The sequence below is a fragment of the Micromonospora sp. NPDC002717 genome, assembly GCF_040295705.1.
GTDB lineage: Bacteria > Actinomycetota > Actinomycetes > Mycobacteriales > Micromonosporaceae > Micromonospora.
The window spans coordinates 23,306-49,479 of record NZ_JBEOVW010000034.1; the positions used below are offsets into that span (position 1 = coordinate 23,306).

At 72.3% G+C, this 26,174-nt stretch carries 11 protein-coding genes; 1 reads left to right on the forward strand and 10 read right to left on the reverse strand.

What is annotated here, in order from left to right:
- Positions 1–13: 13 nt before the first annotated feature.
- From ABT006_RS30530 to ABT006_RS30550, 5 genes are all read right to left on the reverse strand, one after another.
- Complete coding sequence (locus ABT006_RS30530) at positions 14–916, reverse strand: AfsR/SARP family transcriptional regulator (RefSeq protein ID WP_350711929.1); 903 nt, start codon at positions 914–916, stop codon at positions 14–16.
- Positions 917–1,096: 180 nt separating this feature from the next.
- Positions 1,097–2,053, reverse strand: coding sequence for a GNAT family N-acetyltransferase (locus tag ABT006_RS30535; RefSeq protein WP_350711930.1), 957 nt, complete (start codon positions 2,051–2,053; stop codon positions 1,097–1,099).
- A 160-nt stretch (positions 2,054–2,213) separates the two neighbouring features.
- The gene (locus ABT006_RS30540) at positions 2,214–3,470 is read right to left on the reverse strand and encodes an MFS transporter (protein WP_350711931.1); all 1,257 of its coding nucleotides are present in this window, start codon (positions 3,468–3,470) and stop codon (positions 2,214–2,216) included.
- 2 nt (positions 3,471–3,472) lie between these two features.
- Complete coding sequence (locus ABT006_RS30545) at positions 3,473–5,035, reverse strand: AMP-binding protein (protein WP_350711932.1); 1,563 nt, start codon at positions 5,033–5,035, stop codon at positions 3,473–3,475.
- 41 nt (positions 5,036–5,076) lie between these two features.
- A complete protein-coding gene (locus ABT006_RS30550) occupies positions 5,077–6,159 on the reverse strand; it encodes a ferritin-like domain-containing protein (RefSeq protein WP_350711933.1) in 1,083 nt (360 codons plus the stop codon).
- Positions 6,160–6,443: 284 nt separating this feature from the next.
- On the opposite strand from ABT006_RS30550, the gene ABT006_RS30555 reads away from it, so the two are divergent.
- Positions 6,444–9,284, forward strand: coding sequence for a helix-turn-helix transcriptional regulator (locus tag ABT006_RS30555; protein ID WP_350711934.1), 2,841 nt, complete (start codon positions 6,444–6,446; stop codon positions 9,282–9,284).
- Between the two features lie 163 nt (positions 9,285–9,447).
- Here the strand turns inward: ABT006_RS30555 and ABT006_RS30560 are convergent, their stop codons facing one another.
- The 5 genes from ABT006_RS30560 to ABT006_RS30580 are packed head-to-tail and all read right to left on the reverse strand — an operon-like array spanning position 9,448 to position 26,169.
- Complete coding sequence (locus tag ABT006_RS30560) at positions 9,448–11,067, reverse strand: acyl-CoA carboxylase subunit beta (protein WP_350711935.1); 1,620 nt, start codon at positions 11,065–11,067, stop codon at positions 9,448–9,450.
- A 26-nt stretch (positions 11,068–11,093) separates the two neighbouring features.
- Entirely contained in the window at positions 11,094–12,326 is a 1,233-nt protein-coding gene (locus ABT006_RS30565; RefSeq protein WP_350711936.1) for a metal-dependent hydrolase family protein, read from the reverse strand.
- Positions 12,323–16,639 carry a type I polyketide synthase gene (locus ABT006_RS30570; protein ID WP_350711937.1) on the reverse strand — a complete coding sequence of 1,439 codons (4,317 nt, stop codon included), beginning with the start codon at positions 16,637–16,639 and terminating at the stop codon, positions 12,323–12,325. The genes ABT006_RS30565 and ABT006_RS30570 overlap by 4 nt, the downstream gene beginning before the upstream one ends.
- 6 nt (positions 16,640–16,645) lie before the next feature.
- Positions 16,646–21,046: a MupA/Atu3671 family FMN-dependent luciferase-like monooxygenase gene (locus ABT006_RS30575; protein ID WP_350711938.1), complete on the reverse strand. Its 4,401-nt coding sequence runs from the start codon at positions 21,044–21,046 to the stop codon at positions 16,646–16,648.
- The gene (locus ABT006_RS30580) at positions 21,043–26,169 is read right to left on the reverse strand and encodes a non-ribosomal peptide synthetase (protein ID WP_350711939.1); all 5,127 of its coding nucleotides are present in this window, start codon (positions 26,167–26,169) and stop codon (positions 21,043–21,045) included. The genes ABT006_RS30575 and ABT006_RS30580 overlap by 4 nt, the downstream gene beginning before the upstream one ends.
- Positions 26,170–26,174: the final 5 nt, after the last annotated feature.

A 26,174-nucleotide genomic window follows, 5' to 3' on the forward strand; every position in this document is an offset into this window, starting at 1 on the left:
TTGTCGAACACGATCAGCAGCCGACGGTCGACGAGCAGGCTGCGGCACAGCGCCAACTGGCCGTCCACACCGACTGGCGCGTCCCGACGGAAACCGTACGTCGCAGGATCCTACGTTGGAGTTCGTGAAGGTCGGGTGCGTCGAGGCCACGGCACGCCAACAGGGTCAGCCCCTCCCGACAGACCTCAGCCGCCTCGTCCACCCGCTGGTCGGCATAGAGCGCCAGCGCCAGCAGGCGCCGCACCTTCTCGTTGTACGGGTCGACGGCGATCATGCCGGCGAGTTCGCCCGTGGCCTCCAGGTAACTGCCGATCTCGACCAGTGCCTCGGCGCGGATCTGCATCGCGGAACGGCGCAGCGCGTCCAGACGGTTGATCTCGGCCGTGGCGCCCCACCAGTGGGCGATGTCCGCGAAGGCGGTGCCCCGCCACAGAGCCAGCCCGTCCCGGAGCAGCTTCGCCGCCTGCCGCACCTCGGTGGTACCGCCGGTTCGCAGCAGCCGGCTGCCCTCCACCACCGCGCTCTCGAAGACCTGTGCGTCGATGCTGCCCGGCGCCACCTCCAGCAGGTAGCCCCGGCTGGCCGGCGTGCCCACGGTCCGCACCGTGGCCACCGGACCGCCCTGGCCGGGCGGGAGTCCGAGCTTCTGGCGCAGGTGTGAGACGTGGCTGCGGAGAGTCGTCTCGGCTGCCGCGGAGGCGGACTTTCCCCACAGCAGGTCGACGAGTTGGCCCGCGTCGACCGGTCGGCCGGCGTGGAGCACCAGTGCCGAGAGGAGACCGGAGACCTTCGGCCCGAGTTGCACGGTGTGATCGAGGTGATCGAGGCGCAACGGCCCGAGGACGGAGATCCTCGTCGTCGCCGACCCGGACCGGTGGGCGGGTGCGGATCTTTCCTGACTGAGGTCCGTGTTCATACAGAGATCAGGATCCGACGACGGGTCGCGTGCGTCGCCTCGGCGGACGAGCAGGCGCAGACGAGCGAACAGACCATTTCCGCCCTCACAATCGGTGGCTGTGCGGCACTGGTTCTCTCCAGGGGTCACATCCGGAGCGGCCAGTGGGTACGGCGGTGGAGCAGGACTGCGAATCAGTGGTCAGGCGGTGGCACGGGTTACCCGCGCCGGCAGGTCGACGCGGCTGGCCGTGTCGACGGTACGGGTGGTGTACCGGTTGATATCGATCTCCGGCCCGGCGCCGAAGACGTGGCTGGTCAGGCGTGGGGTGCTGGCGGCGGCGTGGGAGTCGCCGTCGGCGTAACCCAGCACGACCACGGGTGTGGTCAGTGCCTCGACCGACAGCAGCAGGTCGGCGAAGTCGCCCGCCGGGGCCCGACCGATGGGCTTGGCGGGTACCGGTTCGAAGCCGAGGCGGGTCTTGAACAGGAACAGGCCGGGCTTGGCGACGTGTCCGTAGAGGTTGGGGTCGTTGCCCAGGGTCACCTCGGGAAATCCGCGCCTGCGGGTCTCCTCGAAGGCGTGCAGGTAGATGACCCGGGCGAGGCTGTGTTCCCGCCAGCGGGCCTCGACGGCGGAGAAGAGCAGCCACACCGAGTTGTCCTGCGGGAACTCCCGGCACAGGCAGCCGCCGACCAGTTCACCCTTCTCGTAGGCGAACACGCCGAAGGTCGTCGGATTGTCGATCATGCCGGCGCGCATCGGGCCGGCCAACGAGAGGCCGAAGGTCATGCCGTTGACCCGGTTCTCGTACAGGGTGAGGAACGGGTCGAGTTGGTCGGCGCTGAGCGTCTGGTGCACCTCGATGTGCACGTCGGCGTTGGCCGCCCGGTCGATGGCTCGGCGGAGGTCCTGGCGGGCCTTGCGGGCGAGCCGGGCGGCGTAGTCGTCGACCGAGCGTGGAGTGGGCGCCCGCCAGCTCAGCCAGATCGGCTTGCGGATGAACCCGGCGTGGGCGAGGTCCGCCCAGGTGTCGCGGGGCGGTTCGGGAACCCTGATGAGGGCGACCGGGGGTAGAGCGCCGGCGCGGTGTGCGGCGAGTGCCTCGTGCGCGTCTGCTTCGGCGATGGGAAGCCCGTAGTCGTCTCGAACGTGCATGTCGTGGGCGCCTTCCGCAGTGTTGACCGGTCGCGTATGGATCGGGGAGGGGGACTGTCGGGGGTTGCCGGCAGCTTGCCGGGCCGGGCGACGCGCGCCGTGCCGGGCGGCCCGGCCGCGGACGCCGGGAACGGTAGCGATCGGGTGGCCACGGTGGTCTTCACGTCCGGACCGGTTCGGTGGTGTTGGCCATGGTGGGCGGTGGTTCGTCCAGGCGGCGCCACCGGGCGGGGCGTAGCACCAGGGTGAGCGCCACCATCAGGTACAGCAGTCCGCTCAGGGTGATCGCGGCGGTCAGTCCGAGGGCGGACGCGGCCCAGCCGCCGAGCACGCCGCCGATCGGGATGCTGGCCCAGGAGAACGCGGTGGCCAGGCCGAACATCCGGGCCTGCAAGGGTGGCGGGGTGCGTTCCAGGATGGTCGCGGCGATGATCGGGTTGACGGAGGACAGCGCCACGCCGCAGACGAAGGTGATGGCGGTCACCACCAGCAGGTCGTGGCTGAACGCCATGACCAGGAAGCGCGGGGCCCCACCGACGAGCAGCCCGATCGTGAAGGTGACGTAGCGGGGCAGCCGGGTGGCGGCGATGGAGAAGCCGATGTTGCCGACGATCGCGCCGAGGGCGAGCGCACCGCTGACCGCGCCGAGCGCGGCCGGGTTGTCGAGCACCTGGTCGACCCAGAGCGGGATGTAGACGGCGACGCTGGCCTGGTTGAACAGGTTGATGATGAACATCACCGCGAAGATCCCGACGGCGACCTGGTCCTGTCGCAGGTGGCGCAGCCCGATGCCCAGCGCCTTCAGGTACGGTTCCCGCTCCGTCGTGGCGTCGTGGATGGGCCGTCCGATGGACGCCGGGATCAGCGCCGTCACGACGGCGGCGGCCACGGCGAAGGTTGCCGCGTCGACGAGGATGGCCTGGGTGATGCCGAACCAGGCGATGATCACACCGGCGACCGGTGCGCCGACGAGGATGCTCATCCGGTGCAGGCCGTCGTCGATGGCGCTGACCCGCGCCATCGAAGCGCCCGCCGCGGCGATGGTGGCGTGCGCCATCGCCCGTTTGGCGTTGTCGCCAAGACCCCGGACGACGCCGATGACGGCGACCAGGCCGAGCAGCAGGGCGAACCCGAGTTGGTAGGTGGCGGCCAGCAGCACCATGCCGGCGGCGCTGGCCAGGTCGGCCGTGATGGAGACCCGACGGGCACCGAGCCGGTCCACCAGCGGCGGGCCCAGCGCGCTGGTCAGCACGTAGGGCAGCATCTCGGCCGCGACGACCAGGCCCATCCGGGTGGGGCTGCCGGTGCTGACCAGGACCAGCCAGGGCAGCGTCACCGTGGACACCCGGGTGCCGGTGTCGGAGATCGTTCCGGCGGTGAGCAGCCCGACGAGGGCGGCCCGGGGCCGGTTGGACACCGTCACTCCGGTGAACCGACTGCCGCGCCGGTACGGGCGAGATAGCGGTCACGCAGTGTGCGTTTGTCGACCTTCCCGTAGCCGATCATGGGCAACGTGTCGACGAACTCCACGTCACGCGGCGTCCAGTTGGTGTCGAGGCGTTCGGTGATCAGGTCGCGGAGTTGCTCAGGGGTGACGGTGGCACCCGGTACGGGCACGACGAAGGCGTACGCCGCCTCACCGTAGGCGTCGTCGGGCACGGCGACGACGGCCGCGTCGTGGACGTCGGGGTGGGCGGTCAGGACATCCTCGATCGGTCCCGGGTAGACGTTGACGGCGCCGGGACCGGTGACGATGAGCTCCTGGTCGCGTCCCACCAGGTAGAGGTAGCCGTCCTCGTCGAGGTGCCCGGTGTCCCCGGTGCGCAGCCAGCCGTCGACCAGTGTCCCGGCGGTCAGCTCCGGCTGTCCCCAGTACCCGGCCATCACCAGCGACCCGGTGATCCACACCTGGCCGTGGTGCCCGGGCGGCAACTCCCGTCCGGCCTCGTCCCGGATGGCGATGCGTACGTCACCGTAGGCACGCCCGCAGGAGCGCAGCAGGTGGGGCCGGCTCGGGTCGTGCTCGTCGCCGTTGAGTTCGGTGATCAGGGGCGCCTCGCTCATCCCGTACGCGACGCGCACGATGGGCCCGAAGCGTTCGAGTGCCTGGGTCAGCCGGGCGGGGGCGACGGTCGAGCCGCCCAGGGTGATCATCTCCAGGCTGCTCAGGTCAGTCCGGCCGAGCAGCGGGCAGTCCAGCAGCTCGTACAGGCGGGGTGAGGCGGCGTTCGTGCTGGTGATGCGCTCCTGCTCGATGAGCGTGAAGAACTGCCCGGCGTCGAAGGAGTCGCACATCACCTGCGTCCCGCCGGCGAACAGCATGCCCATGACGCCCAGTTGTGAGCTGACGTGCCAGAAGACGCCGTAGTAGAGGTGGCGGGTCGGGCGGCCCTCGCCCGCCCACCTGGTGGCGAGTTCCAGGATTGTCTGGAACAGCACGTTGCGGTGGTGGACCAGCTTGGGGCGTCCGGTCGTACCGCTGGTCTGGAACACCGACGCGGGTTCGCCCGTGGCGTCGGCCGGGTCCAGGGCCCGCCGGGGTGCCTGCCACAGGTCGGTGCCCAGGGCGGCGGGGCCGAGGCTGAACACGGCCGGGGCAGCCGACCGTCGGGCGAGTTCGACGCCGGCCTCGGCGTGGGTGCGGGGGTCGTACACCAGCGCGTCCGGGCGGGCCTGGCCGAGGAAGTCCAACTGGTGTTCCAGCGGCGCGTGGGCCACCCAGATGGACCGGCAGCCCAGCAGGTGCAGGGCGAAGTGCAACATGACCACGTCCGGGTGGTTGTTGGCGACCACCGCCACCGCCCGGCCCGCGACCATTCCCTGCCCGTTCAGGGCCTCGGCCAGGTGCAGGACGCCGTGCCGCAGGTCGGCGTAGGTCAGCCGGCGGCCCTGGTGCACGATCGCCTCCGCCGGACCGTACTTCTCGAACAGCGCCAACGCCTGCGGGACGTAGTTGGCGGGTACAGCGGTTGGGGTGTCCACGGGGCGATCTCCTCGGGCCGGAAGCTCGGTGTGTGGGGGCGCTAGGACGACTCTGAGCCGAGCCGGATCGCGCGCGCGACCTGCTCCCGGCGCAGCCTGTCGACCTCGTCGGCGACGTTCTCGTCCTCGGTCATCAACCGGTCGAGGTTGGCGTCCTGGTAGCTGAGCACTCCCATGTCGGCGAAGGCCCGCTGCAGTTTCGGGCCGAACAGGCCGATGTCCTTGAGTGTGGGCACGATCCGGGAAAACAGCTTGGATCGGAAGTACTGGTAGTGCTCGGAATCGCGCATGAAGGCCATGCACTCGGCGGCGTCCAGGTCGAGCGCGGTCCAGACCTCCTCGCCGACGAAGCGTTGCTGGAGCATGTGGCAGGCCTCGATGCAGAACTCCTCACGTTCGTCGCGCTCGGCCTGGGTCAGCTCGGGGTAGTAGTCGCGCAGGGCCAGCCGACCGAAGGCCACGTGACGCGCCTCGTCTTGCATGACGTAGGCGTTGAGCGCCTGGGCGAGTGGTTCCTTGGAGTAGTCGCGGATCTGCCCGAAAGCGGCCAGGGCGAGACCCTCGATGAGGACCTGCATGCCCAGGTAGGTCATGTCCCAGCGGGAGTCGGAGATGATGTCGTTGAGCAGGTCCTTGAAGTGCGGATTGATGGGGTAGGCGAAGCCGATCTTCTCCCGCAGGTAGCGGGAGTACGCCTCGACGTGGCGGGCCTCGTCGACGACCTGGGTCGCGGCGTAGAACTTGGAGTCGATGTCCGGTACGGTCTGCACGATCTTGGCAGAGCAGATGAGGGCACCCTGTTCACCGTGGAGAAATTGGGAGAACTGCCACGAGTTCATGTGTAGCCGGACGTTGGCCTTTTCTCTGCGGTTCATTGATTGCCAGGTGCGCGACCCGTAGATGGCCACCGACTCTTCCGGTATGCCCATCGGGTCGTCATGATCGATTTCGATGGTCCAGTCGAGTCGTTCCGCCGCGTTCCACTGCCGCTGTTTGCCCTTTTCGTAAAGGGTGAGCAGTTTGTCCCGGCTCTCGTCGTAGTCCCAGTCGAATACGGTGGTGTTCCCTGCCTTGATGTGCCAGCCCGTCTGGTCGACGGGGAGGGCGTACAGCCGGGTGCTCAATGATGCCTCCGCCTCATAAATGGCTAACGTCGATTATGGACTTGTGGTTGTTTGTCGGGCACTGGGGAGTTCCCTAGGATCAGGGGCATCCGTAGGTCCGGGTCTGCTGCGTGCTGCGGCTTTTGCGTCGAGAGTCATCTCACAAGGGCCAATCGAATCCTGCTAATGTCCTATTGGTGATGGCGGCGTATCGTCGAAGACGGGAGTCGATCTAGAATGGCCGGTCCCGGGGTTACGTGGAAACCAGTCGGTGGCAGCGGGTATGCGTCGGGACAGTGGTGCTGATGCCCCCGTTCGTGGGTCGTGACCCCGAACTTGCAGTCCTGTGCAGCGCCTTGGAGGCGACAGGCCGAGCCGGCGTCCGGGTCGTGGCGGTGACCGGTGATCCCGGCATCGGCAAGACCCGGCTGCTCAGCGAGTTCGGTGAGCTCGCCCGTCGCCGGGGAGCCCGGGTGGTGTCCAGTTCGGCCACCCGGGGCCAGCGGTCACAACCGTTGGCCCCGCTGCTCGACGCGCTGGTCGACTGCGACCGCTGCGCGAACCGGAAGACCGACCCGGGTGAGGCGCCGACGGGGGCCACCGCCTCGATCCAACTGGTGCGCGATCTCGTCAACCGGACGGGCGACGCGGACGCCAACAGCCTGGTCGTCCTCGTCGACGACATGCACTGGGCCGACGAGGCGACCATCGCGCTGCTGACCCAGCTCGTGCGTACCCCGTCGCCGGTGCCACTGCTGGTCGTGCTGGCCTACCGGCCCCGCCAGGCCCCGGTACGCCTGCACGCCGCGCTGGTCGGCGCGCCGGGTGACGAGTGGGTGCGGGAGGTGCCGCTCGGGCCGATCAGCGAGCAGGACGCGCAGATCCTGCTCGGTCCACAGTGCAGGACGTCGTGGCAGTGGGCGGTCTACCGACACAGCGGCGGCAACCCGTTGCACCTGCACGCGCTGGCCGCCGCCGCCACCGGGCTGTGCAGCACCGCCTCGGTGGTCGTCGGCGAGCTGCCCGTCACTCTGCGGATGAGGCTGGTCGGGGAGCTGGAAGCCGTCTCCCCGCTGAGCCGCATCGTCCTCGACGCGGCGGCGGTGGCGGGAGAGGTGTTCGAGCCGGCGCTGGTCGCGCAGATCGGCCAGTGCCGTGACGCCGAGGTGCACCGCGCGTTGGACGAACTGGCCGAACTGGACATTGTCCGCCCGGTCGCCGGTGGCCGGCTGATCAGCTTCCGGCATGCCGTGTTGTGGCGGGCCGTCTACGACGCGGTCAGCCCGGGTTGGCAGCTGGCCGCGCACGACCGGGCGGCGGCCGCGCTGTGCCGGCGCGGCGCCCCGCCCGAGGCGCTGGCCCCACACGTCGCCCGCACCGCCCGCCCCGGCGATCTGACTGCGGTGTCGATACTGCACCGGGCCGCCATGGCGGCGCAGCACCACGCCCCGGTCACCGCGGCGCACTGGCTCCGTGTGGCCCTGCGGCTGCTGCCGCATCGACCCGACCACGACCTGCGACGCGTGGTGCTGCTGGTTCGCCTCGCCCAGTTGGCCGCCGTCGTCGGTGACCTGCTGGCGAGCCGCAACGCGCTGCACGAGGCGCTCAAGATGCGCCAACGTCGCCCGACGACCCGTCGCGCCCATGCGGTGGCCCTCTGCGTCATGGTGGAGCTGTCGCTGTCCCGACGTGCCGAGGCGGGCGCGTTGGCCCGGGCGGAGCTGGCCACGTTGCCCGCCGCCCAGAGCATCGGACGGGCCATGCTCAGCTTCGAACTCGCCTGTCTGGAGTTGGCCGCGGGCCGCGCCGACGTCGCCCGCGAACTCGCTGCCGTGGCGTACACGGCGGCCCAGCGCCATCAGGCCCGCTCGGCGGAGGCCACCACGCTCGCCCTGCTGGCGGTGGCGGACACCGCCGCGCTGGACATGCCGGCCGCGCGTCGCCGCCTGGATCAGGCGGTCGACCTGCTCGACGCGATGCTCGACGGCGAGTTCGTTCGCAGTCTGCGGGCCGCCAAATGGGTGATCGAGGCGGAGATACTGCACGAGCGCTTCGACGACGCGCTACGCCACCTGGACCGGGCGGTCTCCGGCGCCCAGCACAGCGGGCAGCTGCTGCTGCTGGCCCGGCTCTACGCGGCCCTGGTGGTGACGTTGCAGGTCAAAGGAAGGCTGCCGCAGGCACAGGAGTGCGTGCAGCGGGCGGCGGAGGTGGCCACCGCGGTCGGCGGGGAGCGGGAGATCGCCGTGGCCCGCATCCTGCGGGCATGGTTGGACAGCCAGGTGCGGGCGACGGCGGAGACCTACCCGGAGGTGGATGCCCTGCCGGTGCTGCCCGACGGACCGTACTCGCTGTTGGCCCGCCGGTTGCTGGTGGAGATCGGGCTGGCCGGCGGGAACGTGGCCGCGTACCTGACCCGCACGCAGCTCGGTGACAGCCCCGGCCCGTCCGCTTCCGACCTGTGCTCGCAGGCCAGTTGGTGCGAGGCGATGACGCGGGCGGAACTCGCCGCCGGTCGGACCGAGGTCGCGGCGCACTGGGCCGACCGCGCCGACGCGGTCGCCGCCGTGCTCGACCTGCCAGGCCACACCGGTCTGGCCCTGCTCGCCAGGGCACAGGTGCTGGCCACCGACGACCCGGCGCGGGCGGTGGCCACCGCGCAGGTGGCGGCACGGGAACTGGCCGCCGCCGGCATGGTGGTGGACGCTGCCCGGGCCCGGATGGTCGCCGTCGGACCGCTGGCCGCACTCGGCCTGGTCGACGACAGCTACCGGGAGATCAAGGCGGTGCAGGCCGCGTTCGAGGGGTGGGGCGCGCACCGGCTGGCTCGACAGGCCGCGTTGGAGCGGCGTCGCCTCGCGGCGCGTTCGTCGCGCCGTACGGGCCGGGACGACCGCGAGGAGTCGGCTGGCCTGAACCTGCTCACGCGTCGGGAACGGCAGGTCGCCGTGCTGGTCAGCCAAGGTCTGACGAACCGGCGCGTGGCGCAGGAGCTGTTCGTGACCGAGAAGACGGTGGAGATGCACCTGGCGAACATCTTCGCCAAGCTCGGCGTGTCCTCCCGAGCGGTGGTAGCCCGTCTCATCGGGGCCACCGGGCAGCCGGTCGGTGCGGCGGTGCCGGCCGGGGAGGCGGCAGCGACCTGAGGGTGGTCCGGGCCGTCGGTGCACCCGTGGCCGGCGGCCTTCCGCCGAGGCCCCGGGTCCCCGGACCGTCACCGCGGACGTGGCCCCGCCGCGCCGTGGCGGCGTCCCCGGCGTGGGGACTGAACACGGCGTGGTTGGTATCCCCGGCGCCAAGGGCGGCCGGTCACAGCGGGATGTTGCCGTGCTTCTTGGCCGGACCGATGACCCGCTTTTCGACCAGGGCGCGCAGTGCGCGGACGACCGTGGGTCGGGTCTCCGACGGCAGGATCAGGTCGTCGACGCAGCCGTGCTCGGCGGCCCGGTAGGGCGTGAGCAACCGGTCCTCGTACTCGTGGACGAGAACCTGCCGCAACAGCGCGGGGTCGTCGGCCTGGGCGAGGGTGCGCTGGTGCAGCAGCGCGACCCCGCCCGCCGCGCCCATCACGCCGATCTGCGCGGTCGGCCAGGCGAAGCACAGGTCGGCGCCCAGCTCCCTGGATCCCATGACCGCGTACCCGCCACCGAAGGCCCGCCGTACCACGATGGTGATCTTCGGTACCGTCGCCTCGATGTAGGCGAACGCGAGTTTCGCACCCCTGCGGATGATGCCCTGGTGCTCCTGGGCGGTACCGGGCAGGTAACCGGGCACGTCGACGAGGGTGAGCACGGGGATGTTGAACGAGTCGCAGAAGCGGACGAACCGCGCGGCCTTCTCCGCGGCGTCGATGTCGATGGCACCGGCCAGGTGCAGCGGCTGGTTGGCGACCACCCCCACCGTGACGCCGTCGACGCGGGCGAAGCCGCAGATGATGTTGGGGGCGAAGTCGGGGTGCACCGGCAGCAGGTCGCCGTCGTCGACGATCCGCCTGAGCACCTCGTGCATGTCGAACGGGGTGGTGGCCCGATCGGGTACGAGCGTGTCGAGTTCCCGGTCGGCGGCGGTGGGCTCCAGCAGGGACGCCGGTGGCCAGACCGGGGCCGGGTCGAGGTTGTTGGCCGGCAGGTAGGACAACAGGTCCCGGACGTAGTCGATGGCCTCGGCCTCGCTCGCGGCGGCGTAGTGGGCGTTCCCGCTCCGGGTGGCGTGCACCGTGGCGCCGCCCAGGGCCTCCATGCTGACCCGTTCCCCGGTCACCGCCCGGATGACGTCCGGGCCGGTGACGAACATGTGCGAGGTGTTCTCCACCATGACCACGAAGTCGGTGAACGCCGGGGTGTAGACGGCCCCGCCCGCGCAGACACCCATGATGAGGGAGATCTGCGGGATCACCCCGGAGGCGGTCACCATCCGACGGGCCACCTCGCCGTACGCGGCCAGCGCCAGCACCCCCTCCTCCACCCGGGCGCCGCTGGAGTCGTTGATGCCGACCACCGGGCAACCGACGTGCAGGGCGTGGTCGAGGATCTTGCAGACCTTGGCGCCGAAGACCGCCCCCGCGCTACCACCCCGGTGGGTCGCGTCGTGCGCGTAGACACACACCTGGCGGCCGTCGACCGTGCCGAAACCGGTGATGACACCGTCGCCGGGCGGCTGCGGCCCGGCGTACCCCTCGACGTCCCGGCGGGCCAGCCGGTCGGTCTCGACGAACGAGTCGGGGTCGAGCAGCGCCAGGATCCGCTCCCGCGCGGTCATCCGGCCCCGGGCAGCCAGCCGGCGGGCGGCCCGCGGGGAGCCGGGCTGCTCCGCCTCGGCGCGTCGGCGGCGCAGCTCGGTTACCTTCTCGGCGGTGGTCGGGGCGCGCAGGTCGGCGACGGCGCCGGCTGGCCGGCCGTTGGCCCGGGCTGGCCCCGCAGCGGCGGTCATCGGCGGGTGTCCGCGCGGCGCCGGGGTCACTTGCGGGTGTCCTTGACGATCTCGCCGTCGCGGACGACGAGGACGACCCGGTCCGGGTCCTCGAACAGGTGCGGCTCGCTGAGCGGATCGAAGTCCACCGCGACGAGATCGGCCAGCTTGCCCACCTCGACCGACCCGACCCGGTCGGCGACCCGCATGATGCGGGCGTTGACGGAGGTGGCCGAGACGATCGCCGCCATGGGCCCCAGGACGCGGGCCTTGAGCGCGAGCTCCAGTCCGCGGTGGTTCTGGTCGGGTCCGATCAGGTCGGAGCCGGAGCCGACCAGCACGCCGGCCTCGCGGGCCAGCAGCATGGCGTCGATCATGCGTTGCGCGGTGTCGCCGACCCGGTCCCGGAAGCCGGGTGCGAGTCCCTGCCGCGCGGAGTCGGTACGCATCGTCTCGGCGATGGCCAGGGTGGGCACCAGGTGCACGCCGTGGGCACCCATCAACGCGGCGGTGGCCTCGTCGATGCCGGTACCGTGTTCGACGCAGCCCACGCCCGCCTCGACGGCGTTGCGGATACCGGCGCCGTTGTGGGCGTGCACGGTGACGTAGGTGTTGCGGGCGCGGGCCTCGGCGACGGCGACCGCGATCTCCTCGACGGTGTACTGGGTGTCCTCCAACGAGTCGGACACCGAGATGACCCCGCCGGTGACGGCCATCTTCAGGAACGACGCGCCCTGACGGAAGCACTCGCGGGCGGCTCGGCGGACCTCCTCGACGCCGTCGGCGTTGGGGGTCATCCCGGTCAGGCCGCGTACCGACAGGGGCGACGGGCCCGCCGGGGCCAGCGGCGAACCCAGCCGGCCGTGACCGCCGGTCTGGGACAGCGCGACCGCGGCGGCCCAGATCCGGGGGCCGGGTACCAGTCCTCGGCGCACCGTACGCAGCACCCCGAGGTCGAGGCCACCGCAGTCACGGATCGTGGTGAAACCGGCGTCCACGGTCTCGCGCAGGTTGCGGAAGATGTCGGCGGCCCGTTCGGCCACCGACAGCTGCCCGTTGAGCATCGCGCGGACGTCGCTGGAGTAGCCCACGTGGGTGTGCGCGTCGATCAGCCCCGGCAGCAGGGTCAGCCCGCTCAGGTCGACCAGGTCGGCGCCGTCGGCCTGAACCCGGGTCCCCACCTGCGTGATCCGGTCGGCGTCGATCCGTACGGCCCGGTCGGTCACCGGTTCGTCGCCGAGCCCGTCGATGAGCGTGGCGCCGGTCAACAGCATGGTCATGTGAGCAGGTCCTCCTGGGCGGCGGCGGGGGAAACGGCCGGCGTCGTGCCGGGACGGTCCGGACCGGCGTCCGGCGGCGCGGGCAGGACCCCGCCCCGGGCGAGGAAACCCAGCATCCGCGCGAACAACGCGGCGTCCAGCTCCGGTGGACGGGCCAGGTCGGCCGGCAGCGCCGACCAGACGTTGTCGCAGCGCATCCGGGGCATGTCCCGGTCCGGGGTGTCGCCGAGCATCGCCATCAGCGGGGCGAGGTTGTTCGACGTCTCGTCGGCCTCGATCTGTTCGGTGAGTTGGTGGTGCCAGCGTTGCCAGTCGACGCTCGGCACCCGGTAGCCGCAGGTCCGCAGGTGGGTGAACATGTCGTTCCAGTCCAGCGGGTCGGGGTTGACGGTGTGGAAGGTGCCGCCGAGGGTCTCCGGCCGCAGGGACAGGGCGACCACGGTGCGCGCGACGTAGTCGACGCTGGCGGCGGCGAAGGCGTACCGGCGGGCAGGGGCCAGACCGAGGTCCAGGCAGCCCTGGATGACCTTGGTGACGTAGTCCTCCCGGTTGGTCGCGCCGGTGCGGCTGTCCCCGAGCACGGCACCGGCCCGGTAGACCGACACGGGTACGCCACGTTCCCGGGCGAGGCCGATGAGACCCTCGGCGACCCACTTGCTCTGGCTGTAGGCGGTGTCGTGCCCCACCGGCGGCGGGAGCGGGTCGTCCTCGTGGATCTGCCCGACGCCGGCGGCGACGGCTCCGGCGAGCACGGCCAGGGTGGAGATGTGGTGCACCGGCGTCGGCCGGCCCCGGGTGGACAGCCGCAGTACCTCCTCGGTGCCGCGCACGTTCGTGGCCTTGAGGGACCGGTAGGGGCGCACGAAGTTGACCCAGGCGCCACAGTGGTAGATCGCGTCGACCTCGTCGGCGAGGGCGTCGAAATCGGCCGGTGCCAGGCCGAGTCGGGGTCTGGCCAGGTCGGCGGGGACGACGCGCAGCCGGTGCGCGGGTGGCATCGGCAGGCCGTAGGAGGTCAGGGCGGCGTGCAGGCGTTCGGTGCCCTCCTCGGGGTTGGCGGCCCGGACCAGGCAGACGATCTCGGCGCTGGTCTGCCGGGCCAGTTCGGCGCAGAGGAACGCGCCGACGAACCCGGTGGCACCGGTGAGCAGCACCACCCGAGGGGGCCCGGTGCGGGCCGGCGCGTCCTCGTCAGGGGCGACCGCCGGGTCGAGGACGACCTCGGCGGCGAGGTCGGGGCCGTTGCCGCGCACCTCGATCAGCGGTCGCCCGGACACGGCGGCCTCGATCCGGGCGGCCAGCCCGGCGACGGTGGGGCTGGCCAGGACGTCGCGGGCGGTGAGCTGGGGCGCGCCGAGACGGCGTAGTTCCCGGGCGGCCTGCGTGATCATCAGGGAGTGGGCGCCGCAGTCGAACAGGTCGTCGGTGACGCTGACGCGGTCCACGCCGAGCAGGTCGCACCACACCCGCGCGACCTGACGTTCCCGTTCGTCACGGGGGCCGAGGTAGCCGTCGTCCGGTGCGTCGTCCGGGTCGACGCCGGAGGCCGAGGCGGCGGAGACGTCGGGGGTGGCGGCCGGTCCGGCGTCGGCGCCGACGGCGGTCGCCCCCGGCTCCACCCAGTACCGGCGGCGCTGGAACGGGTAGCCGGGCAGGCTGACCCGTCGGGCCGGCCGCGCGGTGTGCAGCGCCGGCCAGTCCACGCTCACCCCGGCCTGCCAGAGCCGGCCCACCGCGGCCATCAGGTGCGCGGTGTCCGGCAGCCGGTCGCGGGGGTGGCCCAGCGAGGCGACCGCGGTCGGGGTGGGGGCGAGCCGCTGTCCGGGTACCAGCGCGGTCAGCGCCCGCCCGGGCCCGACCTCCAGCAGCACCCGGTCGGGAGTGGCCAGGACGGTCCGCAGCGCGTCGGCGAAGCGTACGGGTTGACGCAGGTGACGCGCCCAGTAGTGCGGGTCGGTGGCGTCCTCGGCGCGGATCCAGGTGCCGGTGACACAGGAGACGAACGGGGTGTGCGGTGGACGCAGGTCGCACTCCTTCACCCGGGCGGTGAACTCGTCGAGCATCGGTTCGACCAGCCAGGAATGGCTCGCCGCCGGTACGTTGATCCGCCCGCAGTCCACGCCCCGGCCGGCCAGCATCCGGTCGAGGGCGGCGACGTCGTCGTCCGGGCCGGCCACCACGGTCAGCTCCGGTGTGTTCACCGCCGCGATCGACAGCCTCTCGTCGAGCAGCTCCGCGACCTGTGCCTCGGGCAGCGGTACGGCGAGCATCCGGCCCGGGGCCATTCGGGCGAACAACTCACCACGGGCGTAGGTGACGGCGAGCGCGTCGCCGAGGGTGAACACCCCGGACAGACAGGCGGCGACGTACTCGCCGAGACTGTGGCCGAGCAGGGCGACCGGCTCCACGCCCCAGGACATCCACAGCTTCGCCAGCGCGTACTCCACGGCGAACAGCGCGGTGACCACGCCGGGTCCCTCGGCGCGGCCGAGCGCGCGTCCCCGTCCCGACCCGCCACCGCCCGGGAACAGCAGCGCGGTGAGGTCGACGTCGAGCCGGTCGCGGAGCAGGGCGGCGCAGCGGTCGATCTCCTCGCGGAACACCGGCTGGCTGCGGTAGAGGTCGACACCCATGTCCCGGTGTTGGTTGCCGCCGCCGGGGAACATGAACACCGCCCGGTGGACGGACTCCGGGGCGGTGCGGGTGACCAGCCGGTGCGGGTCCTCCCCCCGCAGCACGGCCACCAGGTCGGTCAGGTCGGCGCAGGCAGCGAACCGGCGTACCGAAAAGGCGTGCCGCCCGTCCTGGAGGGTGAAGGCGACGTCGGCCAGGTCGAGGTCCGGGTGGTCCTCCAGATGGTCGGCCAGCCGGCGGGTGGCGGCGTCGACGGCGGTGCGGCTGCGCGCGGACAGCGGTACCAGGTGCCAGCCGGTCGCGGGCGCCGTGCCGGCCGGGTCGGGGATGGGCGGTGGCTGTTCCAGGACCACGTGGGCGTTGGTGCCGCCGACCCCGAAGGCGCTCACCCCGGCGCGGCGTGGTCCGGCACCGGCCGACCATTCGGTGACGCGGGTCGGCACGTAGAAGGGCGACGTGTCCAGGTCGAGGTCGGGGTTGGGGGAGCGGAAGTTCCGCATGGGCGGGATCCGTCCGTGCTGTACCGCCAGGGCGGCGCGCATCAGGCCGGCGGCTCCGGCGGCGGCGTCGAGGTGGCCGATGTTGGCCTTGACGGAGCCGAGGGCGCAGAAGCCCCGCCGAACGGTGCCGAGGCGGAACGCCTGGGTGAGCGCGGCGACCTCGATCGGGTCGCCCACCTGGGTGGCAGTGCCGTGGGCCTCCAGGTAGCCGATGCTGCCCGGCGAGACCGCCGCCAGGGCGTGCGCGGCGGTGACGACGCGGGCCTGCCCGTCAACGCTCGGCGCGGTGAAACCGGCCTTGACCGCGCCGTCGTTGTTGACCGCGCTGGCCCGGATCACCGCGTAGATGTGGTCCCGGTCGGCCAGGGCGTCGGAGAGCCGGCGCAGCACCAGGGCCACGGCGCCGTTGCCCGGTACGGTCCCCTCGGCGTCGGCGTCGAAGGGCCGGCACTGCCCGTCGGGGCTGAACACCCCGCCGTAGGTGTGCGAGTAGCCGGCCTTCAGCGGCAGGTTGATCGCCACCCCGCCGGCGAGCGCCAGATCCGACTCGTAGGTCAGCAGGGACTGGCAGGCCAGGTGGGTGGCGACCAGGGAGGTCGAGCAGGCGGTCTGCACGGTGTACGCGGGGCCGTCCAGGTCGAGGAGGTACGCCACCCGGGTGGCCAGGAAGTCCTTGTCGTTGAAGATGCGGGCCAGGGGTGCCATCGCCGAACGTTGGAAGCGGGGGTTGGTGGCGAGGTTGGCCATCAGGTACTTGTTCATGAACATGCCGGCGAACACGCCGACGGCGCCGTCGGTGCGGTCCGGGGTGTGTCCACTGTCCTCCAGGGCCGCCCAGGCGGTCTCGCAGAAGACCCGCTGCTGCGGATCCATCGTCTCGGCCTCGGCGGCGTTGTAGCCGAAGAACTCCGCGTCGAAGTGGTCGGCGTCGTCGATCATCGCGCCCGCCGGAACGTACTCGGGGTCGGCGAGCAGGTGCGGGTCCACGCCGGCGGCGCGAAGTTCGTCGGGGGTGAAGCGGGTGATCGAGCCGACGCCGTCGAGCATGTTGGCCCAGAAGCCGGCGACGGTGTCGGCACCGGGTACCCGGCAGGCCATGCCGATGATCGCGATCGGTTCGACCCCGTCGGGCGGACCGCCGTCCGGGGCGGTTCCGGTGCTGTCCAGGTGTGCGGTCACGGCCGGTCAGCTCCTTCGCGCCCGGCGTGAGACGGCGGCGGACAGGGCGGCGGCGCGTCGCCCGGCGGCCTGCTGGGTCCCGGCCAGCGCGTCGGGGCGGTCGCCGGTGGTGGCGCAGGCGGTGGCGAGCGCGCGTACCGACGGGTAGCGGAACAGGTCCACCAGGGACAACCCGGTCACGTCGCGGGCCAACAGCCGGGCCCTGGCCTGGACCGCCAGCAGCGAGTTGCCGCCGAGGTGGAAGAAGTTGTCGTCGAGACCGACCCGGTCGCGGCCGAGTAGTTGAGCCCACACCTCGGCGATGGTCTGCTCGATGCCGGTCCGCGGAGCCAGGTAGCGGTGGGGCCCGGCGGTGTGCGGGTCGGGCAGCCGGTTGCGGTCGATCTTGCCGTTGGAGGTCAGCGGCAGCTCGTCGAGGACGGTGACGGTGGCCGGCACCATGTAGTCCGGCAGTGCGCGGGCCAGCGCGGCCCGCAGGGCAGCCGGGTCGGGTGCGGGGTTGCCGGCGCGGGCCGGCTGGCAGTAGGCGGCCAGGCTGCGGCGGGCACCGTCACCGCGTACGACGACCACGGCGGCACGGACCTCCGGCTGGGCGGCCAGCACACTCTCGATCTCGCCGAGTTCGATGCGATGGCCGTGGATCTTCACCTGGTGGTCCAGCCGACCGAGGAACTCCAGCGTGCCGTCGGGGCGCCAACGGGCCAGGTCGCCGGTGCGGTACAGGCGGGAACCGTCGGCGGCGAACGGGTCGGGAACGAAGCGTTCCGCGGTCAGCGCGGGGCGGCCGTGGTAGCCACGGGTGACGCCCGGACCACCGAGCAGCAGTTCACCGGGCACGTTGACCGGAGTGGGCCGCAGGTCCGCGTTTACGACGTAGGCGCGTACGTCGGCCAGAGGACGGCCGATCGGCACGGTCGCGGCGACCGGCCGGTCACCGGTGACCCGCTGGGTGCTCGCCCACACGGTCGCCTCGGTCGGGCCGTACATGTTGTGCACGCCGCCACTGACCAGGCCGGCGAGGTCGGCGCCGAGCGCGGCGGGCAGCGCCTCCCCACCGACGACCAGGCGGCGCAGGGCACGCAGCGCCGCGCGGGTGTCGGGATCCTCGGCCAGCACACCGGCCAGCGACGGGGTGCACTGCAGGTGGGTGACGCGGTGGCGGCGCAGTTGCGCGGCGACGGGCTCGTCGGCCAACGCCACCCGACGGCGGTCCTCGCTGATGTCCCGGGCGGCCCGCAGGTGCGGTAGGGCGGCCAGCACGTGGTCGTGGTCGACCCCGAAGTCGATCAGGCAGGCGACCTCGTCCACCTCGATCGCCTTGAGCCGGTCCACCAGGTCCGCGGCGGCCTCGGGGGTGCCCAGCAGGGCGGCGGTGTCGAAGAACCGGTCGAAGGCCTGCTCGACCAGGGCGTCGAGTTCCTCCTCGGGCAGGGCGCGGAAGTCGCTGCTGCTGCCGGACACCGCGCCGAGACCGGAGAGCAGGTCGAAGGAGCTCTTCAGGTATCCGCACAGCGGCACGCGGACCAGCTCGCGCACGTGCTCGGTGTCGGTGCCGAGGAAGGTGTGCAGCATCAGGGTGACGTGGCCGGAGCCGGCGTGGCCGGCCTCGCGCCAGGCCCTGCGGTAGATGGTGATCTTCTCGCCGAGTTCTTCGACCGAATGGCCGAGCAGGTGCGTGAGCAGCCCAGCCCCGATCTCACCGGCCATCCGGAAGGTGTCGGGGCTGCGCGCGCTGGTGACCCAGACGGGCAGTTCGGGCTGCACCGGTGGCGGGTACACGCGCACGCTGACGTGGTCGCCACCGGGACGCGGACGGCTGACCGTTTCGCCCCGCCAGAGCCGGCGTACCTCGTCGATGCCCGCCAGCATCAGGTTCTTCCGGTCGGCGTACCGCTCCGGAGCGAGGACGAAGTCGTTCGGTTGCCATCCGGAGGCGACCGACATGCCGACCCGCCCGCCGGAGAGGTTGTCCACCACGGCCCACTCCTCGGCGACCCGGAGCGGGTCGTGCAGCGGTACGACGACACTGCCGGCCCGGATCTGCACCCGTTCGGTGATGGTGGCGATGGCGGCGGCGGTGACCGACGGGTTCGGGTAGAGCCCGCCGAAGTCGTGGAAGTGCCGTTCCGGGGTCCACACGGCGGTGAACCCGTGCCGGTCGGCGAAGCGGGCGCCCTCGACGAGCAGCCGGTACCGGTTGTCGGCGGCGCCGCCCCGGTCACCGCCGAAGTAGAAGAGGCTGAAGTCCATCGGCCGGGCCTGCACCTCGGCGGGCACCGGGGCGCCGGTGGCCGTCGCGGCGCCGGAGGTGGGTTCGTCACCCCGGACGACGACCTCGAAGCCACGGGTAAGGGTCCACAGCAGCTCCAGCACGGAGATGTCGAAGGAGGCGCTGGTCACCGCCAGCCAGGTCGGCCCGATCTCGTCCCGGCCGCCGTCGGCGTCCGGACCGAACTCGCGGTCCATCCCCGCGAAGAAGGTACTCACGTTGCGGTGGGTGACCAGCACACCCTTGGGACGTCCGGTGGAACCGGAGGTGTAGATGACATAGGCCAGGTCGTCGGCGCGCGCCGGCCCGGCCGCCCCGGTCGGTGCCGGGTCGGCGGGCGGGGTGCCGGGGGCGACGGTGGTGACCGGCAGGCCGCCCAGCCGGCCGGCGAGGTGGTCGGTGGTGACCACCACCCGGGTACCGGAGTCGGCGACCATGAAGGTGAGCCGGTCGGCCGGCAGGGCGGCATCCAGCGGCAGGTATGCTCCGCCGGCCTTGAGGATGGCCAGCAGGGTCACCACCAGGTCGGTGCCGCGGTGCAGCAGGACACCGACCGGCACGTCCGCGCCGACGCCGTGGCCGCGCAACGTGGCGGCGAAGCGTTCGGCGCGCTCGTCGAGTTCGCGGTACGTCAGCCCGGGCTGGTCGCCGGGGCCGGCGTCCCGCACGGCGACCCGGTCGGGGGTGCGCCGGGTCTGCGCGGCGACGAGGTCGTGGACGAGCACGTCGGTGCGGCGTTCGACGCCGGTGGCGTTCCACTCGGTGAGCAGCCGGTGGCGCTCGTCCGGGGTCAGGACGTCGAGCTGGCCGACCGGGGTGTCCGGACGGGCCAGAGCCGCGGCGAGGACCTGACGGAAGCGGGCGGCCATCCGTTCGGCGCTGTCGGGATCGAACAGGTCGGTGCTGTACTCCAGGCGACCAGTCAGGTCCGGCCCGCGCCGGGTGAGGGACAGGGTGAGGTCGAACTTCGCGGTGGCGGTGTCACCGGGGACCGGGGTGACCGTGCAGCCGGGCAGGGCCAGCCCCGCCGCGTCGGTGTCGTGGTAGCTGAAAAGCACCTGGAACAGCGGGTTGTGGGCCAGGTCCCGGCTCGGGTGCAACTCCTCGACGAGCTTTTCGAACGGCAGCTCCTGGTGAGCCAGGGCATCGCGGGTCTCGTCGCGGGTCCGCTCGACGAGCTGCCGGAAGGTCGGGGCGCCGCTCAGGTCGATGCGCTGGACCAGGGTGTTGGCGAAGAAGCCGACCAGTGGCTGGATCTCGGCGCGCTGCCGGCCCGCCACCGGCGAGCCGACGACGACCTGCGCCGTACCGGTGTGGGCCCGCACGACGATGGCGAAGGCGGCCAGCAGCACCGCGAACGGGGTCGCGGCGGCCTGCCGGGCCAGCGCGGTCACCGCCCCGGTGACATCGGAGTCGAAGCGCAGGTCCAGGTGCGCGCCGCGGTAGGTCTGCGTGGGCGGTCGGGGCCGGTCGGTGGGCAGGCTGGCCAGCAGCGGTACGTCGGCGAGCCGGTCCCGCCAGTGGTCGACGAGCCGGTCGAGGGTGGCACCGGTCAGGTGACCGCTCTGCCATTCGGCGAAGTCGGCGTACTGGACGGGCAGGTCGGGCAGCTGGCGTCCGGTGTAGGCGGCGGTCAGTTCCCGCTCGATGATGGAAAGCGACCAACCGTCGCAGACGATGTGGTGGACGGTGAGGCACAGCCAGTGGTCCTCCGGGCCCAGCCGCAACAGGGTGGCCCGCAGCACCGGCCCGTTGACCAGGTCGAAGCGGGTACGCGCCTCGGCCCCGGCCAGCGCCTCTGCCTCGGCGGCGTCGGCCACGTCGAGCACGGCCAGGGGTGTCTCCGCCGGTGGTAGCACGACCTGGCGCGGCTCGCCGTCCACCGCCCGGAACACGGTACGCAGCACCTCGTGCCGCCGTACCACCGTGGTCAGGGCCTGCCGCAGGGCGTCGATGTCGAGTCGGCCACGGATGCGGTAGCCCAGCGGGATGTTGTAGACGGGGTTGTCGGGGGTGAGCTGGTCGAGGAACCACAGCCGTTGCTGCGGGTAGGACAGCGGGTGGCTGCGCTGGGCCAGCCGTCGGGTCAGGTGTTGGGCCAGCAGGGCCCGCCGCGCGTCGGTGCCGGTGTCACTCATCGGTCCGCCTCGTTGTCCGCGAAGTCGTGCAGCAACTGGTCGACCTGCTCGGGGGTGAGTTGGTCGAGGTTCTGCAACAGGTCCTCCATCTGGTGCCAGTTACCGGCTGCGATGCCGCCCGGCCCAGCCGCACCGCCGTTCGGCGTACGGGTGTCGAGGGCGGCGACCAGATCGGCGACGGTGGGGGTCCGCAGGAAACGGGCCAGTGCCACGTCGGTGCCGAACGTTTCGTTCACCCGGGCCACCAGCCGCATGGCGAGCAGGGACTGCCCACCGAGGGCGAAGAAGTCGTCGTCGAGGCCGACCTGGTCGAGCCCGATCAGGTCGGCGCAGATCGCGGCGACGGTCCGCTCGGTGTCGGTTCGTGGTGGACGGAAGGCCACCCGCAGGCTGATGCGTTCGACCTCGGCGGCGGGCAGGGCCGCCCGGTCGAGTTTGCCGTGCTCCGTGAGGGGGAGGGCGGCCAGGGACACGTACGCCGCGGGCACCAGGTAGGGCGGCAGCCGCTCGGCGAGCCAGGCCCGCAGGTCCGTGGCGCTCGGCTCGGCCTGGCCGGCTGCGGGAACGACGTAGGCGACCAGGCGTCGACCGGCCTGGCTGTCGACGACGACCGCCGTGCCGGCCACCGCCGGGTGGTCGAGCAGGGTGTTCTCCACCTCGCCCGGCTCGACGCGGAAGCCGGAGATCTTGACCTGGCTGTCGATCCGACCGAGGAACTCCAGTACCCCTCCGGTGCGCCAGCGCACCACGTCACCGGTGTCGTAGAGGCGGGAGCCGTCGGCGTCGAACGGATCGGGGACGAACCGCTGCGCGGTCAGCGCGGGCCGGCCGGCATAGCCCCGGGCAAGACCGGGACCACCGAGGTAGAGCTGACCGGGTACGCCCTCGGGCACCGGGCGCAGCTCGTCGTCGAGCACGTACGCGGTGGTGTTGGCGATGGGGCGGCCGATGGGGACGGAGGTGGCCTCGTCGGGCAGGTCGGTGATGTGGTGCACCACGGCGAAGGTGGTGGTCTCGGTGGGGCCGTAGCCGTTGAGCAGCCGGGCCGGGGCGTGCGGGCTGCGCAGTAGTTGACGGATGCGGACCGGGTTCAGCGCGTCCCCGCCGACGAGCAGGTTGGTCATGGTGGCGAAGCTGTCCGGCCGATGCGCCATGACCTCGTTGAACAGGGCCGAGGTGAGGAACATGGTGGTGATGGCGGACCGACGCAGCTCGTCGCCCAGGTGACCCGGGCTCAGGATGGTGTCGCGGGGGATGACGCAGACGGTGCCGCCGTGCAGCAGGGCGCCCCACACCTCGAAGGTGATCGCGTCGAAGGACGCGTCGGCGACCTGGGCGATGCGTTCGTGCGGGCCGAACCGGACGAAGTCGGTGCCGCAGACCAGGCGCAGGATCGCGTGGTGTGCGACGGCCACTCCCTTGGGTCGGCCGGTGGAGCCGGAGGTGTAGAGGACGTAGGCGGCGCTGTCCGGGCGGGCGGGGGAGTCCGGGACCGCGTCGAGCTGGTCCTCCGGCCCGGCCTGCGGGTCGTCGCCGGTGACCACGTCCACGTCGTCGGTGGGCAGCAGCCCGGCCAGGTCGGTCCGGGTGACCACCACGCGGGCCCCGGAGTCCGCCAGCAGCCAGCGCAGCCGTTGCGCCGGGTAGCCGGGGTCGAGCGGGACGTACGCGCCGCCGGCCTTGAGGACGGCCAGGAAAGCGGTGATCAGGTCACTGCCGCGTTCGTACATGACACCAACCGGGGTGTCGGTGCGGACACCCCGGCGGCGCAGCAGCCGGGCCAGCCGGTCGGCGCGGGCGTCGAGGTCGGCGTAGCTGAGGGTCTGCCCGGCGGACTCGACGGCGGGGGCGTCCGGTCGCCGGGCCACCTGTTCGGCGAACAGTTCGGGCACGGTACGGTCCGCGGGGAAGGCGGCGGCGGTCCGGTTGTACGTGTGGACGATCCGGTCCTGCTCCGCCGTGTCGAGCAGTGGCAACCGGCCGACCGGCTGGTCGGGGTCGGTCATGGCCGCGTCGAGCAGCCGGATGTAGTGCCCGGTCATCCGTCGCATGGTCGACGCGTCGAACAGGGCGGTGGCGTACTCCCAGATCAGGGTGATCGCCGCGGTGTCGTCGCGGTGGCCGTGCCCGGCGTGCTGTTCCGCGCGGGGCAGGACCACGATGTTCAGGTCGGTCTTGGCGGTGCCGTTGTGGCGTTCCAGGACGGTGCCGGTCAGCCCGGCGAAGCTCAGTCGCGGCATGGGGGAGTCGTGGAAGCTGAACATGGCCTGGAACAGCGGGTTGCGGGACGGGTCGCGCACCGGGCCGATGGCCTCCACCAACCGGTCCAGCGGCACGTCGGCCCACTCGTAGGCACGCGCGGCGCGGGTGTGCACCCGGCGGACCAGATCGGTGAAGCTGGGACGGCCGGACAGGTCGACGCGCAGCGGCAGGGTGTTGACGACCATCCCGATCATGCGTTCGGTCTCGGCGAGCCGCCGGTTCGCCACGCCACTGCCGATGATCATGTCGTCCTGGCGGGCGTAGCGGCTCAGCAGGGCGGCGAAGCCGGCGAGCATGGTGGCGTAGAGGGTGACCCCGTGCCGGCGGCTGTACGCGCGCAGCCGCGCACACAACTCGCCGGCCAGGTCGATCCGCAGTGACGCGCCGGTGAAGCTCTGGGTCAGCGGGCGAGCCCGGTCCAGGGGCAGCGCCAGCTCGTGCGGTGCGCCGGCCAGTTCCCGGGTCCAGTGCGACAGGTGCTGGTCGAGCGTCTCGCCCCGCATCCACCCGCGCTGCCAGAGCGTGAAGTCGCGGTAGCGGCAGACCACCGGCGGCAGGTCCGGCTCCCGCCCGGCGGCGTAGCTGCCGTAGAGGGCGGTGAGCTCGTCGATGAAGACGGCGAAGGACCAGCCGTCGTGGACCAGGTGGTGTTCGACGTGGACCAGGGTGTGGTCGTCAACGGCGTGCCGGATCAGCGCCCACCGGGCAAGCGGTGGGCTGGCCAGGTCGAATGGTTCGCGCAGGTACTCGGCCACGGTCTGCTCGGCCCGCTGGCCGCGTTCCGGCTCGTCGTACGCGGACAGGTCGACCACCGGGAGATCGATGGCGCAGTGGGCCGCGGTGCGTTGCTCGGGACCGTCCGGACCGGCGACGAAACCGGTACGGAAGATGTCGTGCCGGCGGATGATCTCGTTGAGCGCGGCCCGTAGTGCCGCCCGGTCGAGCTGCCCGCGCAGCCGGATGGTGGCCTGGGCGTGGTACGCCCGGTTACCGGGGTCGAGTTGGTCGAGGAACCAGATCCGCTCCTGGGGCAGGGACAGCGGCACGACCGCGTCGGGTGCGGCCGGGCGCAGCGGCGGTGGGCTGGGTGCGCGCTCGGTGTCGTCGGCGTCGTCGAGCGCGGCGGCCATGGCGGCGACGGTGGGGGATCGGTAGATGACCCCGACCGGCAGTTCACCACCGAGCTCGGCGCGGACCCGCGCGGCGAGCCGGCCGGCCATCAGCGAGTTGGCGCCGAGGGCGAAGATGTCGTCGTGCACGCCGAGGCGCTGGTCGGCCGGCGCGGCGTCCGTGGCGCTGGTATGGCCGAGCAGGTCGGCGACGAACCCGGCGAGGAGCTGCTCGGTGCCGGTGCGCGGGACGGCGACGATGTCGGTGAGGCCGGCACTGGCCCGGTCGGGTTCGGGCAGGGCGGACCGGTCGATCTTGCCGCTGACGGTCAGCGGCAGCGCGTCGAGGGTGACCACCACGTCCGGCACGAGGTACGCGGGCAGCCGTTCGGTGAGGTAGGCGCGCAGCCCGGTCGGGTCGTGGTCGCTGGCGGCGTACCCGACCAGGCGGGTGCCGTCGCCGGAGCCCCGGGCGACCACGATCGCGTCGGTGACGGCGGGATGCCCGGCCAGCACGGCCGTCACCTCGTCCGGTTCGACCCGGTGCCCCCGTAGCTTGATCTGGTGGTCGATGCGGCCGACGTAATCGAGGGTGCCGTCGGGGTGGCGGCGCACCTGGTCGCCGCTGCGGTACCCGCGTGCGCCGGGCGGACCGTCCAGGTCGGGGACGAACCGCTCGGCGGTCAGCGCGGGCCGGGCATGGTAGCCCCGGGCGACGCCGGCTCCGCAGATGACCAGCTCACCGACCTCGCCGTCGGGTACCGGACGGCCGTCGGGGTCGACCACGGCGACGTGAACGCCGGTGACCGGTACGCCGATGGACGGTCGTCGGCCGTCGGCGTACACCTGTGCCAGGGTGGCCCAGACGGTGGCCTCGGTGGGGCCGTAGGCGTTGTACATGCGCCGGCCGGGAGCCCAACGCCGCACCAGCGACGCGGGGAGCGCCTCACCGGCGCAGATCAGCACGGCCAGGTCGGGCAGGGGCTCGTCGGGCAGGACGGCCAGTACCGACGGGGGCAGCGTGAGGTGGCTGATCCGGCGCGTCCGCAGGGTGGCGACCAGGTCCGGTCCGGGGGCGATGGCGGCCCGGTCCGCCAGGACCAGGGTGGCACCCGTGGCCAGCGCCATGGTGGTCTCGAACACCGAGGCGTCGAAGCTGGACGGGGCGAACTGGAGGACCCGGTCGCCGGGGCCCACCCCGAACGCGTCGGTCTGGGCTCGGACCAGGTTGGCCAGGCCGCCGTGACTGAGCAGGACTCCCTTGGGACGCCCGGTGGATCCCGAGGTGTAGATCGAGTAGGCGAGGTGCCGACCGGTAGGCGGCTGCGGCGGCGGATCGGGCGTCGGCCCGGAGTCCGCCACCGCCTCGGCCGGGTCGACGCGGCGTACCCGCCCGGCGGGCAGCCGATCCATCGTGGACCTCGTTGCGACGACCAGGCCCACGCCGGAGTCGGTGAGCATGTAGGACAGCCGCTCGGCGGGGTAGGACGGGTCGAGCGGCACCCAGGCGCCGCCGGCCAGCAGGGTGCCGAGCACCGCGACGACGGATTCGATCGACCGGTCCAGGGCGATCCCGACCGGTACGTCGGGCCCTACGCCGTGGCGGCGCAGGTGGCGTGCCATGCCGTGGGCGTGCGTGACCAGTTCGGCGTAGCTCAGCGACCGGTCGGCGGACTCCACCGCGATCGCGTCGGGGGTACGGGCGGCGTGTGCGAGGACCGCCTCGTGGAACAGCACAGAATCGCCGGGCATCGACG